This window comes from Pedomonas sp., from assembly GCF_036515995.1.
In the GTDB taxonomy this organism is placed as follows: domain Bacteria; phylum Pseudomonadota; class Alphaproteobacteria; order Sphingomonadales; family Sphingomonadaceae; genus Pedomonas.
The window spans coordinates 1-15436 of the sequence record NZ_DATBUP010000231.1; the positions used below are offsets into that span (position 1 = coordinate 1).

Consider the following 15436-nt stretch of genomic DNA (forward strand, 5'->3'; position numbering starts at 1 on the left):
CCCTGGGGAATGTGATTGGCTACCAGCGTCGGGATGCCGATACCGAGGTTCACGTAGTAGCCGTCCCTTAGTTCCTTGGCGGCACGGGCGGCCATTTCATCGCGGGTCCAAGCCATCAGTCAGTCTCCCTCGGACGGGTGGTGCGTTTCTCGATCCGCTTTTCATTGATGGTCGATTTGATGATACGGTCGACGTAGATGCCCGGAGTATGAATGCAGTCCGGATCGAACGTGCCCGCGGGCACGATTTCCTCGACCTCAACAATCGTGAGCCTGGCCGCCGTTGCCATGTTCGGGTTAAAATTGCGGGCGGTCCTGCGAAACATCAGATTTCCAGCCGGATCGGCGCGCCAGGCCTTGATGATGGTCAGGTCCGCCCGCAGCCAGGTCTCGCGAACGTAAAGTTCTCCGTCGAACTCATCTACTGGCTTTCCTTCTGCCACCACGGTGCCGACGCCGGTTCTGGTGTAAAATGCCGGAATGCCTGCACCACCTGCCCGGATGCGTTCCGCCAGCGTGCCTTGCGGATTTAGCTCCAGCTCCAGCTTGCCATCGAGATAAAGTTGCTCGAACAGCTTATTCTCGCCAACATAGCTGGAGATCATCTTGCGGATCTGACCGTTGTTCAGCAGCAGCCACAGGCCAAAGCCGTCAGCGCCACAGTTATTGGAAATGACGGTCAGGTCTTTAACGCCTGCGTCCCGGATAGCAGGGATAAGGCTCTCGGGATTCCCGGACAGGCCAAACCCACCTGACATTATTGTCATGCCGTCGAACAGAACGCCGTCGAGCGCAGATTCAGGCGATGGATAGATCTTATTGGGCATTGAAAAGATCTCCAGATCTACATCATCGGACGCAAGTGAGCGAGCAGATGACACGCAGCTGTTTAATGCCGCTAATAGGGGAATTTGCACGAGGCGTGCGGAAACGAGCTGGGATTGTCAGGCTCATCCCAGATCGCCGCCTGCAACCGGCAGAACGCTGCCGGTGATATATGACGCCTCGTGCGATGCCAGGAACAGGATTGGCCCGACCTGCTCGTCAATAGTTGCGTAGCGCTTGACGAACGTGCTGTCGGTTACCTGCTTGACCACCTGGGTCATCCACGCCTGCTCATCGGGAGTGTCGCCCTCAGAATTGCGCGGAATGCGCCGGGGCGGCGCCTCCGTCCCTCCAGGCGCAGTTGCGACAACACGAATGCCGCGATGCGCCACTTCCATGGCAAGGCTCTGGGTGATGGCATTCACTCCACCCTTGGCCGCCGAATAGGGAACCCGGTGTATGCCGCGGGTGGCATTGGAGGACACGTTCACAATTGTCCCGGCGCCTGCCGCCAGCATAGGCGGCAACACGGCTCGGCAACACCATAGTGTAGGCAACAACGAGCGGCGGATCTCAGCCTCGATCTGAGCCGGCTCGAAGGCTTCATAGGGGCGCATTCGTATTGCACCGCCCACATTATTGATGAGGATATCCACCCGGCCGAAGCGGTCGAGCGCAGCGCTGACCGCCTGCTCTGCGCCCTCGAAGGTCTCAAGGTCCGCATGGATGGCAAGCGCGTCGCCGCCGATCTCTGCTGCAACCTCGGCAAGCATGGCAGCCCGGTCAACCAGCACGACCGAAGCACCCTCCGCCGCAGCTCGCCGGGCGACCCCCGCGCCAATGCCTTGGGCAGCGCCGGTGACTATCATGACCTTGCCTGAGAATCTGCCCGCAAACGTCATGCCGCCACCGCTGAGGTTTTTGCTGGCAAGAATTTCTCAACGTAGAAGTTCGCAATTGTCACGCCACAGGCATCCAGATGCTGGCGTACGGCATCGACCATTTGCGGCGGGCCGCAGAGGTAAATGTCGGCATCACCGCCATTCAGCTGCTCTGTGCCGAAGTGGTCGGTAACAAAGCCCTTGAGCGGGTGGTTGTTGCCCGGTGCCGAGCAGGTCGTTGCAAAGGTGAAGCCCGGAATATGGGCTGCCAGGTCTTCCAGGCGATCCACCTCCACAAGGTCCACTTCCTCATGGACGCCGTAGATCAGGTGAATGGGATGAGCGCAGGTGCCGCTTGCAGCCAAAGTCTCGAGCATGGAGAGCAGAGGCGCCACCCCCGTGCCACCACCCAGCATCAGGATCGGCCGCTGTGGCGTGCGCAGATAGAAGCTTCCAAGGGGGCCATGCAGGGTAATGCGATCGCCCGGGCCCGCTCGCTCGTCGAGATAGATGCCCATTGCTCCGTCCGGCACATTTCGGATGAGGAAGGTGGCGACCTCTGTTCCCGGCGCGTTGCTGAAGGAATAGGAGCGGGATACGCCTGCAAGGCCCGGAATGTCCATGTTGACATACTGGCCCGGGAGGAATTCGGGCAATGCTTCGTCCACCGCCTTCAGCGACAGGCGCACACGATTGGCGGACAGGCGCTCAACAGAGACCACTTCCGACAGCACCGGCTTTTCCGCAACCTTGCAGGCTGTGGATGCAGCTGCAATGTCAATAACCATATCGCTCTGCGCCTGTGCCTGGCAGCAGAGTATGAAGCCCTTCTCCGCTTCGTCGTCGGTCAGGGCATCCTCGATGTAGAAGCCCGGCTCGTACTGGCCCGACTGACAGAAGGCCTTGCAGGTGCCGCAGGCACCATCACGGCAATCCAGCGGTACGTTTACGCCCTGCCGATACGCAGCATCCGCAATGTTCTCGTGCGCCTCGGCCGCGATGAAGCGGGTAACCCCGTCTTCAAAATTGAGTGCAACCCGATGACTCATGGTTCTGTTCTCCCCAAGACCGTTTCAGGCCTCAGCGACGTCAGATATGGTAGACGTCGATGACGTGGTGGATGTAATCGTTCTTCAGGATCACCTTCTTTGCAGTGATCAGCGGCACCTCGCCCGAGATATCGAGCGTGTAGAAGGCCGTGCCAAAGTAGCTGTCCAGCGCCTTGTAGCGGTAGCTCAAGGTCAGCCAGTTGAACCGCAGCTGCACCTTGCTTGCGTCCTGCGACAGTATCTCGACATTCGAAATGTTGTGCGATGTGCGCGGCTCGGGCGTGCTGGCACTGGAGCGCTCGGTCTTGATCCTAAAGACGCGATCTTCCAGACCGCTACGATTGGCATAATAGATCAGGGAGATCTCCGTCTGGGGATCCTCGGTCAGAGTGTCTTGGTCGTCCCAGGCGGGCATCCAGAAGCTGGCCTGCGGCGAATAGAAGGTCAGCCAGTCGTCCCACTTCTTATCGTCCAGAGCACGAGCCTCAGCGAAAAGGAAATTTTCGGCATCGACACGGGTAAAGGTCATGCCTTGGTCTCCTTCGCCAGAGCCGTGCGCAAGGTATCTGCCCAGTACTGATGCTGAATCGGATACAGGCCTTCATCTTCTGTGCGCACGCCGGAGCGCTTTGGGCTAAGGCCGATTGCCTGCGCCCGCTCATCCGGGCCTTCAATCCAGTGAGTGGCGCCACGGCACATATCGTTCCAGCGCATGGCACGGCCCTGATAGCCTTGCTGGCATGAGCGGAATTCTTCCAGGTCGTCGGGCGTCGCCATACCGCTGGCGTTGAAGAAATCCTCGTACTGACGGATACGATGTGCACGCTCCGCGGCGGGTTCATTTTTCGGCGCGATGCAATAAATCGTCACTTCCGTCTTGTCGACGGACAGCGGCCGAAGCACGCGGATCTGCGAACTGAACTGGTCCATCAGGTAAAGGTTCGGGTACAGGCACAGATTGCGCAGGTTCTCCACCATCCATTCCGCCTTGGCTTCCCCGTGGGCCTCCTTCAGCGCTTCCAGCCGGTTGTAAACGGGCCGGCTCGTCGGATCAGCCCAACGGGTCCACAGCACCATGTGGCCGTGATCGAAGGAATAGAAGCCGCCAGGTTGCTTCGCCCAGCTGGAAGCATCCATCGCCTTGACCGTATCTTCGCCCGCCGTCTTGCGACGGTTGGTGGTAGCCACGTAATTCCAGTGAACTGCGCTCACATGGTAGCCGTCGGCACCATTTTCCGCCTGCAGCTTCCAGTTGCCATCAAATACGTAGGTGGAGGAGCCACGCAGAACTCCCAGCCCATCTGGCGCCTGATCCACGATCATGTCGATGATCTTGGCGGCCTCGCCCAGGAACTCCGCCAACGGCTTTACGTCCGGATTGAGGCTGCCAAAGAGAAAGCCACGGTAGTTTTCGAACCGGGCGACCTTCTTCAGGTCGTGCGATCCGTCGGCATTGAACTGCTCAGGATATCCTGCTCCCTGAGGATCCTTCACCTTCAGAAGCTTGCCGGAGTTGCTGAAAGTCCACCCGTGGAACGGACAGGTATAGGTTGCCTTGCGCCCGCGCTTGTGGCGGCAAAGCATGGCTCCGCGATGGCTGCAGGCATTGATGAAGGCGTTCAGTTCGCCGTTCTTATCCCGAGCGATGAAGATGGGCTGGCGGCCCATCCAGGTCGTGAAGAAGTCGTTCTTTTCGGGAACCTGGCTCTCGTGAGCGAGATAAATCCAGTTTCCCTCGAAGATGTGCTCCATCTCCAGCTGAAACAAATCAGGATCGGTGAAGATGCTTCGGTCGCAGCGATAAACGCCGTTGGAAGGGTCCTCGACCAAAGCCTCGTTGATGCGTGTGATAATTGATTCACTCATGCGATTCACCCTGCAGCGCGGGGACGAGCCGACGCATGCTCTTCCTGTTTGGAAGACGCTGCGTGCAGCATGATATCGAACTGGATTTCGACGTGCTCACCAGAAACACTGCAACGTTCGGCCAGCGCACCGCCGGTCAGGCGCTTCACCGGCGGGACCAGTTCATCACGGGTGGCATATGCAAAATCATCGTGCAGGTACGGGTCGCCATCAATATTGATCTGCGTCGTCAGATGGCGCTTGTTCTCTGCCGACACGAAGTAATGGACATGAGCAGGGCGGTTGCCATGACGACCGATGTTCTTGAGGATCGTCTCGGTCGATCCGCCCTCAGGGCAGGCGTAACCAACCGGCAGAGTCGTTCGGGTCACATAGCGTCCATCGGCATCGGTAAAGATGGTACGGCGCAGGTTGAATTCACTCTGGGTGGTGTCGAAGTAGGAATAGTTTCCGAGCGAGTTGGCGTGCCAGATCTCGACCTTGGCGCCCTCAATCGGAGCGCCATTCACATCCCGCACCTGACCGTGCAAAATCAGGGTATCGACCTTGCCTTCCTCGCTGCCGTCGTCCATGCGGGCATACCCAACGCTTTCCGGTGCGCCGGCAACATAGAGAGGCCCTTCGATGGTACGCGGCGTTCCGCCGGTCAGACCAGCGGCGGCATCGGCCGCATCCGCGCGGATGTCAAGGAAGCGCTCCAGCCCGAGGCCAGCAGCCCACAGGCCAAATTCGGCTGAACCTCGGGCAGCAAAGTTGAGTGCCTGCCAGACTTCATCGTCGGAAATATTGAAGTCCTCGATGGTGGCAAACAGGTCCCCGACGATGCGGCGCACGATTGCCTTTAGTCGGGCATCGCCCGCCTGTTGGTCCAGGCCGGAAAGTTTATCGAGCAGGATCTGTACTTCCTGCGTTTTAACAAGCTTGACAGTCATTTTTCTCTCCTCACACGACGCAGTTTTTGTTTTTCTTTTTGGTCGCGAACGACAGGCCCTCCTGCGGAGGGGACTTTGAATCATCTAGCGATCGTCCTCGCGTATGGAGGACGGGTGACGGCACAACGGCTGCGTTGAAATTTCCATGTACGGAAACAGCGGCAGGGTGCTCACAAGGTCATGCAGCTCCTGAGCGTTCTCCACATCAAAGATGCTGATGTTGGAATACTGCCCGGCAATGCGCCAAAGGTGACGCCACTTGCCCTGGCGCTGCAGTTCCTGAGCTCGGGCGCGCTCGACGCGTTTCAGCTCGTCGGCCCTTATGGGGTCGAGATCGTGGGGGATGCGGACATCCATGCGAACATGAAACAACATGGTTCAGGCTCCGGTTGTGGCGGCGGCAACGCCGCCATGAAAGGATCTGTGACTGGCGTCGCGGCGAAAAAAGGCTACGCGATCCATGTCCAGCGAGACGCCGAGACCCGGCCCGCCGGGGATTTGGAGGGAAAAATCGACGTAGCGGAGCGGTTCGGTGAGAACCTCCTCCGTCACGAGCAACGGCCCGAAGAGCTCGGTTTGGAATGCCACGCGCGGAAAGGTTGAGAACACATGTGCCGACGCCGCTGTCGCAATGCCCACTTCCAGCATGGTGCCGCCGTAAAGCCCAATTCCGGCAGCATCGGCAATGGCACCGACCTTGCAAGCCGCGTGCAAGCCCCCGGACTGCTGGATCTTGACGGCAAAGACGTCGGCGGCGGCATTGGCAGCGTAATCAAAGGCGCTGTATGGGCCGGTCAGCGCCTCGTCTGCCATGAGTGGAACAGTGAACCTCTGGGCCAGTCGAGCCATGGCGGCACGGGAGAATGCGGGAATAGGCTGCTCGACCAGATCGCAACCGGCGTCTTCAAGCATGGCAATGCCTTTGGCAGCCATGGCCTCGTCCCACGCCTGGTTGACGTCGACGCGCACGCTTGCCCGGTCGCCCAATGCCTTCTTGATCGCGGCGACGTGGGCCACGTCGTCTTCAACCCGGCGTTTGCCGATCTTCAGCTTGAAAATATTGTGACGTCGCAGATCGAGCATGCGCTCGGCCTCGTCAATATCCTTGGCCGTATTGCCGCTTGCCAGGGTCCAGGCGACGGGAAGGGTGTCGCGGCGGCGCCCTCCGAGCAGCTCAGAGATAGGGACGCCAAGGCGTTGGCCCAGAGCATCCAGCAGGGCCGTCTCAACGGCGCACTTGGCGAAATGATTGCCGACAATCGCTTTGCCCAGAGCATCCATCACCACAGCGGGGCGGGAAGCGTCCGCTCCGATCAGGAGCGGCCGGAAATAGGTATTGATTGCAAGCTGGATGCCTTCAGGGCTTTCCGGGCCGTAGCTGAGGCCGCCGATCGTGGTGGCCTCCCCCGTTCCAACGGTGCCGTCCGAACAGCGCAGCTGTACGAAGAGCGCGGTTTGGCGCATCATCGTCGCCATCGACAGCACGTGCGGGCGAATGGTTGGGAGATCAACCATGAAGGTATCAACGGACTCGACTTTGATCATTATCAACCCTGCGCTTGCTGCGATATGGCTTAAATCCGAAGTTACGATTTGATGACAGCCTTGAGAAATGCTAAGTGGGTCCGAGAACATACCTTAAAGGTATAGTAAATGGATATTCGCCAGCTTCGCTATTTCCTCGCCGTTGCAACCGAGCGGAACTTCAGCCGTGCGGCCGAGCGGCTCCACATGGCGCAACCACCGCTGAGCAGGCAGATTCAGCAGCTTGAACAGGAGGTCGGAGCCGAGCTGTTTGACAGGGGTAGCCGACCAATGGCTCTGACCGAAGCAGGGCGTCTGTTCTATGAGCATGCCATTCAGGTCACCCGGCGCATGGACGAGCTGAAGGAGTCCATGCGATCCTACATCAACGCCAGCCGGCCTCGTTTTGTGGTGGGGTTTGTTCCCTCGGTCCTCTATGCCCGGCTGCCTGATATTATTCGGGAGTTCCGACGGGCCGCGCCTGATATAGATCTCCGCCTGATCGAAATGATGAGCATGGAACAGATTTCGGCCCTGAAGGAAGGCCGTGTCGATGCTGCTTTCGGCCGTGTTCGGTTCGATGATCCAGCCGTGGAGCGCAGAGTCCTTCGTGAGGAACGCCTGGTCGCAGCTCTTCCGATTGGCCATCGTCTGCTCGCCGGCGAACGCCCGATCGATCTCGCCGATTTTACCGGTGAGCCGCTAATCGTTTACCCGCGTGAGCCGCGGCCCAGCTATGCGGACCAGGTACTCTCCCTGTTAAGGGATCAGGGCGTCATGCCGTCGGCAGTGCATGAGGTTCGTGAGCTGCAAACGGCCCTGGGACTGGTCGCGGCCGAAGACGGCATTTGCATTGTTCCGGCCTCTGTTCACATGATGGGGCGGCGTGACATTATTTTCCGCGAACTTGCGCAGAAAGCGTCGTCGCCGATAATTCTCAGCCATCGGCGTGGCGACACCTCCCCTTCCCTCGTCATCCTGACCGAGGTCTTGGCGCGGCTCTACGCCAGCTGGGGCTGGGCCGTTCCACCCGGGCTTGTTCCTTCTGCCAGGGCCTAGAGCCCGGCACGCCTGCAGCAGAAATTTCAACGAAAATATGGCCGGTAAATGCAGGTGAAAAATTACCTGCACTTACCGGCCGGAGTCGGTTGCGGCGGTTGCAAAATGACGGCGGTGAGCTTTACCGAAGCTCGATCGTCACACCGCCGATTTTTACATTCTTCAGGGGATAGCCCTGCTCGGCATTCTCCGGATAACGGCCACCTGCAGAGCCCGTGTCGATGCCAACGTCAAAGGTCTCGTTGATGGAATAGTAAGCAGGAGGAGACACCGGAACGGTGTCAGATGCGACTGCCTTGCCATTGGCCAGCAGGCTGAGCTTGCCCCCCTTGGCATAACCTCCGCCATCATACTTGAAATCGACCTGGAGTTTATGTCTGCCCGCAGGCAACGGATCAGCGCCCACAAGATGAACTTGGGCGGCGTCGAATACGCGGTAGCTGAAGACCGGGCGGCGCTGCGCATCCAGATAGAGCGACCAACCGGCGGAAACCCCGCCGATGGTCGCGACCACGCCTTCCGCTCCGTCCTTCACCTCCACATCCGCCAGCAGCGACCAGGAGCGGTTGGAGGTATGCGGAATGACAGGCTCCGGAATTCCGATTGCCCCTTCATGGTAAGTGGCCCGGGTAACACCGCGTGCAAGATCGGGAAGCTTGGACTTATCCAGGCTCTGTCCCGAAAGCGGCAGAAGCTGGTTGGCCTCAGCCTCCTTCATGAAGGTGGCCTGAAGTTCGGCCAGCTTCTCCGGATACCTCGCAGCCAGATTGTTCGCCTGCGAGAAGTCCGAGCGCAGATCGTACAGCTCCCAGATGTCGTCTTCGATCTTTTTATTGCCCAGGGTGAAAGCCTGCCACGGATAACGGGCATGAAACGCAGAGGCCATCCAGCCGTCCTGATAGATCGAGCGGTGTCCGAACACCTCGAAATACTGTGTTCGATGCTGCTCGGGCGCCTTGGGCTGATCGAACGTATAGGTCAGGCTGGTGCCGCTGATGGGCTTCTGAGCAACGCCATTGACCTCTGCCGGCATCTCGATGCCGACCGCATCCAGAATGGTCGGCATGATGTCGTTCACGTGCCCGAACTGGCTGCGCAGGCCGCCCTTGTCACGGATGCGCTTGGGCCAGGTGATCACCATGGGATTGCGCGTGGCGCCAAGGTGCGAGGCGACGGTTTTCGTCCACTGGAAGGGCGCGTTGGTCGCCCAGGCCCAGGCAGAGTTGATATGGCCATAGCTGTCCGGTCCGCCGAACCGCTCTACACCGGCAAATTTGGCAGCCTCGGGTTCGGGAAGACCTGTCAGGGCTCCCATATAGTTGAGACTGCCGCCAAGTCCGCCCTCGGCGCTCGCCCCGTTGTCTCCGACGATATAGACGAAGACGGTGTTGTCGAACTGTCCGCTGTCCTTCAGTGCCTGCACGAGACGGCCGACCTGGGCGTCCGTATGCTCAAGGAACGCTGCATACACTTCCATGAGACGCGAGGAGAATTTCTTCTGCTCAGGCGTCAGGCTGTCCCAAGCCGGCATGGCATCAGGCCGTGGTGTCAGCTGGGTGTTGGCCGGTATGACGCCAAGCTTCTTCTGACGCGCGAAGATCTCCTCGCGCAGCTTGTCCCATCCCTGATCGAACTTGCGGCGATAACGATCCTGCCAGCTGTCCGGCACCTGAATGGGGGCGTGAATTCCGCCCGTCGAGAAGTAAAGGAAGAACGGCTTGTCGGGCGTAACTGACTTGATTGTGCGCATCCAGGCGATGCTGCGCTCTGCCAGGTCCTCGGTGAGGTGATAATCCTTGCCGGGCCGGCGGAACACGGGCGTCGTACCATCGAACAGGGAAGGCTCGAACTGGTCGGTTTCACCGCCGTGGAATCCATAGAATTTCTCGAAGCCCTGCCCGGTTGGCCAGCGATCAAATGGCCCGCTGGGCGACAGTTCCCAGTCAGGCGTCTGGTGCCACTTGCCGAAAACCGCCGTGCTGTAACCGTTCTGGCGCAGAACCTCGGCAATCGTGGCCGTATCTTTCTTCTGAAAGCCCGCATACCCGGGCCGGCTGTCCGCCGAGTTCATGACCGAGCCAATGCCGGCAAGGTGGGGATTGCGCCCGGTCAGCAGGGAAGCGCGCGTCGGCGAACAGATGCCGGTCGTATGGAAGCGGTTATACCGCAGGCCTTCGCGGGCGAGCTCTTCCAGCGCAGGTGTTGCAACCGGCCCGCCAAACGTGCTGGCCGCACCAAAGCCGACGTCATCGAGCAGCACCACAACGACGTTGGGAGCATTGGCTGGCGCCTTGCGCTGAAATTCCTCAGTGATTGCGGCGCTTGCAGCTGCCGAAGTGGCAGACACCGGTGCGACCGTTGTTGCAACAGCTGCCAGCGCAATGGCCGACACGCCCACACGTACCAGTTTCATGACTTCCCCTCCCCAACCAAAGTCAACTTTCAACGACGAACAGGATAGTGACCGGAGATGGCCAAACTTGTGCAGCATCAGTGCTGTGCTCGCTTGTCCAGCCATCTCCGCCATCCAAACAGACCACCCGCACACTGCCGCAGACAGTCTGGTATCATTGCTGTATTTCCGGCGGGTGCCAATCCGCCGGAAATGCTAGCCCGCTCAATACTCGAACGTCAGCTCCAGGCCATAGGTGCGGGGCTCGCCGTAGAAAGCGGCCGGCAGCCCGCCGTTGCCGTGGAAAACATAGTATTCCTTGTCAGTGAGGTTCTTGCCGTAGGCCGAGAGACGCCAATTGCCGACGCCAACCGGAATGTCGGCCAGCGTCAGGCGGACGTCCAGCAGGCTGTAGTCACCGACAATGTAGCGACTGTCGATCGTGGAAGTGTGCTTCTTGTCCTGGAAGAAGTAATCGGCGTAAGCCGTCAATGTGCCGATCGGCGTTTCCGGGAACTGATACTGGAGGCTCAGCGCCACCGTATGCTTCGGCGCTTCAATGAAGCTGTAGCGATCGGCAATATCGTTGCCCTGGAGATCGAGGATCTCATCGAAGCTGGGGTCAAGGTAGGCGTAGCTGATACCCACCGTCATACCCGGAGCAGGGCGCGCCGTCAGATCGACCTCGACACCCTTGATGGTCGCCTTGCCCGCGTTGAAGGTGTCGGTCACCGCAGTCGAGATCTGCATGTTGGTCTGCATGTCCTTGTACTTGGACATGAAAGCCGCAACGTTCATGCGCAAACGATTGTCAAGCCAGCTGGATTTCAGGCCAATTTCGAACGCATCGAGCGTTTCCTCGCCGAAGCCTTCGCTGAAACGCTGAATTGAGCTGGCGCGCACGTTGAAGCCGCCGGTCTTGTAGCCGCGCGCCCATTTGCCATAGACGTTCACATCATCGCTGACATCATAGCCAACAACGAGGCCAGGGCTGACGTTGGAGTTGGTCTGGTCGCCATTGCCTTGCGGCAGGATCGTCGGCGTACCTCCGGCAGGCACCACCGCTTGATCAAGCGTTGCCTTGCGTTCGTCACGCGACCAGCGCAGGCTGGGGGTGACATACAGACCTTCAGCAAAAGCCGGGCGGAATGTCGCCTGACCATACAGCGCATAGGCCTTGTTGTCGATTGTGACCGTGCGCTCGGTCCGAGGCTGGCCAACAATTGTGCTGAAGTCGAAAGAGTCGGCGCTTTCATCGAAATAGTAAGCGCCGAAGACGTAGTTCAGCCGGCTATCCAGTGCGTCGCCAATGAGCTGCAGTTCCTGGCTGAACTGCTTTTGGTCTTGATCGAAGTTGGTGTCGACAACCGGGAATGGCCCAAGCACGCCGGTCAGGTACTTCTGGTACGTCTCAACGCTCAGCTTGCGGTACCCGGTGATGGATTTCAAAGTCACGCTGTCCGACGCTTCCCAGCTTGCCGTCAGATTGTGGCCCTGTGCCGTCACATCATTTGCGCGCAGGTCACGCTCGAACGGCGACCCTTCTGACGGACGGTTGCCCTTGAGCGGATAGAAGGGAACGTGCGCGATGAAGCCCGGCGTGTCATTCATGTCCGAGCGATCGTAGCTGTAGCGAATGTCGAGCGTGTCCGTCGGGCTCCAGCGTACCGCCCCACGGTAGGCGTCGCGGCGTTGATCGCCAAAGCGCTTCTTGCCCGTGCCCAGATTCTCGACGAATCCATTCTTTTGCGAGTGCAGATAGGCGAGTTCAACCGCCAGTGTATCGCCGACAGGAATGTTTACGCGGGTGCGCGAGCGGAACTGGTCGTAATTTCCATAGGCCAAGGTCTGCTTGAAACCGAACTCGCCGAGATCGGGCGCTTTGGTAATGTAGTTGATCGCACCGCCCGTGGCATTGCGGCCGTAAAGCGAGCCTTGCGGACCGCGCAGCACTTCGATGCGCTCCAGTTCGGCCACTTCTGCGGACAGACCCTGGTTTCGCGCAATGTAAACGCCGTCCAGGTAAACGGCGACGCTGGGATCTGTCGTAATCTGGTCGTCATTGTTACCGACACCGCGGATGAAGACGCGGGCAGTGGATGCACTGTTGGGGTGCGGCGCCACCTGCAGCGCGGGCACTTCGGTGCGCAGATCATTGATATCCATGATGCCGCGGTTCTCAAGGTCGGCCGCTGTCATGGCCGCCATGGAAATAGGCGTATCCTGAAGGCTTTCAGCTCGCTTCTGCGCGGTGACGACGATCTCCTCGAGGCCGTACCCGCCGGACGAGGCCGCATCAGCTGCGTTCGCCTCCGAATTCTGCGCATATGCGGACATGGTCGGCATGGCTGCCGTGGTCAGCAACGCGACAATATAAGCGACCGGACTGGATGACACGATTTTCTCCCCTGTTAAGGGCCGCATTCATGCGACGGCCCTTTGTTGTTGTTGAGTTGCTTATGGTTGTTTGGTTTGCCGGGCGGTTACTTTGCCCTTGCGGCTGCTGCAGCCACCGCCGGGGTATGGATGGCGACCTTGCGGATCTCTCCGCTGAAGCGGCCCTCGCCCTCGTAGTCGCTCGTGACGGGCGTTGCTCCATCAAAGCCGATGTCGAGAGTGTCCGTCATCTCCACCAGGCGGACGACCGTCTGTTCGATGCGGCCCTGCCCCACTTCGCGACCGTTGATGCTGATACGCATGAGGCCGCCCTTGCCCGGCCCCTCCGAGGCAAAGTCATAGCGCACCGTTGCCGCACCTGCGGGTACGCGCTCGCCGCCTTCCACGCGGAAGGTCCGCGCGGGCTGGTTGGCGCCTGCCATGGTGACGACGGGCTTGCCGTCCTTCAGGTAGAAACTCCACCCTGCGTGCTTGCCGCCGAGCGCCGCCAGTACGCCATCAGCAGCGCCGGCTTGCGTTTCAATCTCAGCCTCAAGGCTGAAGTTGCCGACCAGCCGCGGCGCCACCTCGACCGGCAGGGAGATGTCCTTGCCCCAGTAGACGTAGGTCGGCCGCGGCTTTGCACCGAGCGCGATAGCGCCGGCAAAGCGCGGCAAATCGAGCCGATCATCGAACGGGAAGACATTGTTGCGCTCGGCTTCCTTGTCGAACAGCGCCTTCAACTCGGCAAGCTTCTCAGGATGAGAGGCCGCAAGGTTCCGGGCCTGGCTGAAATCCTGGTCAATGTTGTAGAGTTCCCACTCGTAGTCCTCGGGCGTGCCCTCGAACTTCGGCAGGTCTGTGCGCCATGAGACCCGGCGCGGTGTCGTGCCGGCCCACCAGCCGTCGTGATAGATGCCGCGATTACCCAACATCTCGAAGTACTGGGTGCGGCGCTGGCCCGGAACCGTCGGCGCCTTGAAGCTGTAGCTCATGCTGATGCCGTCAATCGGCTTCTGCTTAATGCCGTTTACCTCGGTCGGCGCGGGCAGACCGGCCGCTTCCAAAATAGTGGGCGCGATGTCGACCAGATGGTGGAACTGCGGGCGAACGCCCCGCTCCTTGATCTGCGCGGGCCAGGACACGACGAGGCCGTTGCGCACGCCGCCCAGATGGGAGGCGTAGGATTTGGTCCATTTGAACGGCGCGCTTGTCGCCCAGGCCCAGCCTGCCGCCCAGTTCTGCGTGGTCTCCGGTCCGCCGAGTTCGTCGATCCTGGCGAGAAGTTCGTCCTCGGTCTCGACCACGTTGTTGGCGAAGCCGCCCATCGGGTTGGTATGGCCGAACAGAGAGCCTTCGGCCGATGCGCCGTTGTCGCCTTCAATAAACAGAACGAGCGTGTTTTCCAGCTCTCCGGTGCGCTCGAGTTCGTCAATCAGGCGGCCGAACTGGTCATCCTGATACGCCAGCATGGCAGCGGCCACTTCCATCATGCGCGCGCTGGTCTTGCGGCGCGCATCGGAAATCGTGCTCCATGCAGGAATGGTATCAGGGCGAGGCGGCAGCACGGTGTTGGCGGGAATGACGCCCAGCTTCTTCTGTCGGACGAAGCTCTCTTCGCGCACCTTGTCCCAGCCATGGTCGAACTTTCCACGAAACTTCTCGATCCACGGTTTTGGAGCCTGATGCGGCGCATGCAGCGAGCCGGTGGCCAGGTACATGAAGAACGGCTTGTCCGGTGCAGCCGCCTGCTGGTTGTGCACCCAGCGGATCGCATCATCGACCAGCATTTCATCCAGCATCTTGCCCTCCGGGGCCTTGACCGGAGTGATGCCACGATAGAGCGCGGGGGTGAACTGGTCGGTTTCGGCGGCCACGAAACCATAGAAATACTCAAAGCCCAGCCCCGTCGGCCATTGGTCGAACGGACCGGCCGGAGAGGTTGCACCTGGCTGCACGTTGTGATGCTTGCCGAACATTGCGGTGTTGTAGCCGCCTTGCTTCAGCACCTCCGCAACCGTGGCCGTGCTCTTCGGAATGATGCCAGTGTAGCCGGGGTAGCCCGCTGCAAGGTCGGTCACGATGCCCGAACCCGCAGCGTGGTGGTTGCGCCCCGTCAGCAGTGCCGCGCGTGTGGGCGAGCACATGGCGGTGGTATGGAAGCGGTTGTACTTGAGGCCCCGCTCCGCAAGCCGGTCCAGATTGGGCGTGGGGATCGGACCGCCAAACGTGGAGGCAGCACCAAAGCCGACATCATCCGTCAGGATCACGAGCACGTTGGGCGCACCCTTGGGCGCGCTGATCGGCTTGGGGATGGCGGGCACCGAGTCGGCGTAGGTGCGGCCAATCTTTCCGGTAAAAGGCTGGTCCGGCCGCGGCAGCACCGAGCCGTTGGAGACGCCGCCATTACCGGCCGTTGCCAGCGCCTGGCCGCCGCTTGCCGCCAATAGCGAGCAAAGCGCAAGCGCGACCACCGAAGCCGAGCTTCCTGACCTCATCGATTCCCTCCCCCCTTGAGTGCATGGCTTTATGC

General features: G+C 60.1%; 13 protein-coding genes. 1 reads left to right on the forward strand and 12 read right to left on the reverse strand.

Annotated elements, in window-relative coordinates:
- The 9 genes from VIG90_RS16930 to VIG90_RS16970 form a co-directional block, all read right to left on the reverse strand.
- Positions 1-116: CoA-transferase (locus tag VIG90_RS16930; protein WP_331594723.1), on the reverse strand; the 116-nt coding region annotated here is incomplete at its 3' end.
- A complete protein-coding gene (locus tag VIG90_RS16935) occupies positions 116-826 on the reverse strand; it encodes a CoA transferase subunit A (RefSeq protein WP_331594724.1) in 711 nt (236 codons plus the stop codon). The genes VIG90_RS16935 and VIG90_RS16930, both read right to left, overlap by 1 nt.
- A 123-nt stretch (positions 827-949) precedes the next feature.
- On the reverse strand, positions 950-1726 hold the full coding sequence (gene benD, locus VIG90_RS16940; protein WP_331594699.1) for a benzoate diol dehydrogenase BenD: 777 nt from the start codon (positions 1724-1726) through the stop codon (positions 950-952).
- Positions 1723-2754, reverse strand: coding sequence for a benzoate 1,2-dioxygenase electron transfer component BenC (benC, locus tag VIG90_RS16945; protein WP_331594700.1), 1032 nt, complete (start codon positions 2752-2754; stop codon positions 1723-1725). The genes benD and benC overlap by 4 nt, the downstream gene beginning before the upstream one ends.
- A gap of 40 nt (positions 2755-2794) precedes the next feature.
- Positions 2795-3283, reverse strand: coding sequence for a benzoate 1,2-dioxygenase small subunit (gene benB, locus VIG90_RS16950; protein WP_331594701.1), 489 nt, complete (start codon positions 3281-3283; stop codon positions 2795-2797).
- Positions 3280-4620, reverse strand: coding sequence for a benzoate 1,2-dioxygenase large subunit (benA, locus tag VIG90_RS16955; protein ID WP_331594702.1), 1341 nt, complete (start codon positions 4618-4620; stop codon positions 3280-3282). The genes benB and benA overlap by 4 nt, the downstream gene beginning before the upstream one ends.
- Before the next feature lie 5 nt (positions 4621-4625).
- On the reverse strand, positions 4626-5552 hold the full coding sequence (catA, locus tag VIG90_RS16960) for a catechol 1,2-dioxygenase (RefSeq protein ID WP_331594703.1): 927 nt from the start codon (positions 5550-5552) through the stop codon (positions 4626-4628).
- Between the two features lie 84 nt (positions 5553-5636).
- On the reverse strand, positions 5637-5927 hold the full coding sequence (gene catC / locus VIG90_RS16965) for a muconolactone Delta-isomerase (RefSeq protein ID WP_331594704.1): 291 nt from the start codon (positions 5925-5927) through the stop codon (positions 5637-5639).
- A 3-nt stretch (positions 5928-5930) separates the two neighbouring features.
- On the reverse strand, positions 5931-7097 hold the full coding sequence (locus VIG90_RS16970; RefSeq protein ID WP_331594725.1) for a muconate/chloromuconate family cycloisomerase: 1167 nt from the start codon (positions 7095-7097) through the stop codon (positions 5931-5933).
- A 108-nt stretch (positions 7098-7205) separates the two neighbouring features.
- Here VIG90_RS16970 and VIG90_RS16975 point away from each other — a divergent pair, with 108 nt between their 5' ends.
- On the forward strand, positions 7206-8135 hold the full coding sequence (locus tag VIG90_RS16975; protein WP_331594705.1) for a LysR family transcriptional regulator: 930 nt from the start codon (positions 7206-7208) through the stop codon (positions 8133-8135).
- A 121-nt stretch (positions 8136-8256) separates the two neighbouring features.
- Here the strand turns inward: VIG90_RS16975 and VIG90_RS16980 are convergent, their stop codons facing one another.
- The 3 genes from VIG90_RS16980 to VIG90_RS16990 all read right to left on the reverse strand — a co-directional run bounded on the left by VIG90_RS16980 (position 8257) and on the right by VIG90_RS16990 (position 15401).
- Positions 8257-10548 carry an arylsulfatase gene (locus tag VIG90_RS16980; RefSeq protein WP_331594706.1) on the reverse strand — a complete coding sequence of 764 codons (2292 nt, stop codon included), beginning with the start codon at positions 10546-10548 and terminating at the stop codon, positions 8257-8259.
- 204 nt (positions 10549-10752) lie between these two features.
- The gene (locus VIG90_RS16985; protein WP_331594707.1) at positions 10753-12924 is read right to left on the reverse strand and encodes a TonB-dependent receptor; all 2172 of its coding nucleotides are present in this window, start codon (positions 12922-12924) and stop codon (positions 10753-10755) included.
- Positions 12925-13010: 86 nt separating this feature from the next.
- Complete coding sequence (locus VIG90_RS16990) at positions 13011-15401, reverse strand: arylsulfatase (RefSeq protein WP_331594708.1); 2391 nt, start codon at positions 15399-15401, stop codon at positions 13011-13013.
- Between the last annotated feature and the right edge of the window lie 35 nt (positions 15402-15436).

Coding starts and splice junctions, on each gene's coding strand:
- VIG90_RS16935 (WP_331594724.1), bottom strand. CDS start 826: ATGCCCAATAAGATCTATCCATCGCCTGAATCTGCGCTCGACGGCGTT.
- benD (WP_331594699.1), bottom strand. CDS start 1,726: ATGACGTTTGCGGGCAGATTCTCAGGCAAGGTCATGATAGTCACCGGC.
- benC (WP_331594700.1), bottom strand. CDS start 2,754: ATGAGTCATCGGGTTGCACTCAATTTTGAAGACGGGGTTACCCGCTTC.
- benB (WP_331594701.1), bottom strand. CDS start 3,283: ATGACCTTTACCCGTGTCGATGCCGAAAATTTCCTTTTCGCTGAGGCT.
- benA (WP_331594702.1), bottom strand. CDS start 4,620: ATGAGTGAATCAATTATCACACGCATCAACGAGGCTTTGGTCGAGGAC.
- catA (WP_331594703.1), bottom strand. CDS start 5,552: ATGACTGTCAAGCTTGTTAAAACGCAGGAAGTACAGATCCTGCTCGAT.
- catC (WP_331594704.1), bottom strand. CDS start 5,927: ATGTTGTTTCATGTTCGCATGGATGTCCGCATCCCCCACGATCTCGAC.
- VIG90_RS16970 (WP_331594725.1), bottom strand. CDS start 7,097: ATGATCAAAGTCGAGTCCGTTGATACCTTCATGGTTGATCTCCCAACC.
- VIG90_RS16975 (WP_331594705.1), top strand. CDS start 7,206: ATGGATATTCGCCAGCTTCGCTATTTCCTCGCCGTTGCAACCGAGCGG.
- VIG90_RS16980 (WP_331594706.1), bottom strand. CDS start 10,548: ATGAAACTGGTACGTGTGGGCGTGTCGGCCATTGCGCTGGCAGCTGTT.
- VIG90_RS16990 (WP_331594708.1), bottom strand. CDS start 15,401: ATGAGGTCAGGAAGCTCGGCTTCGGTGGTCGCGCTTGCGCTTTGCTCG.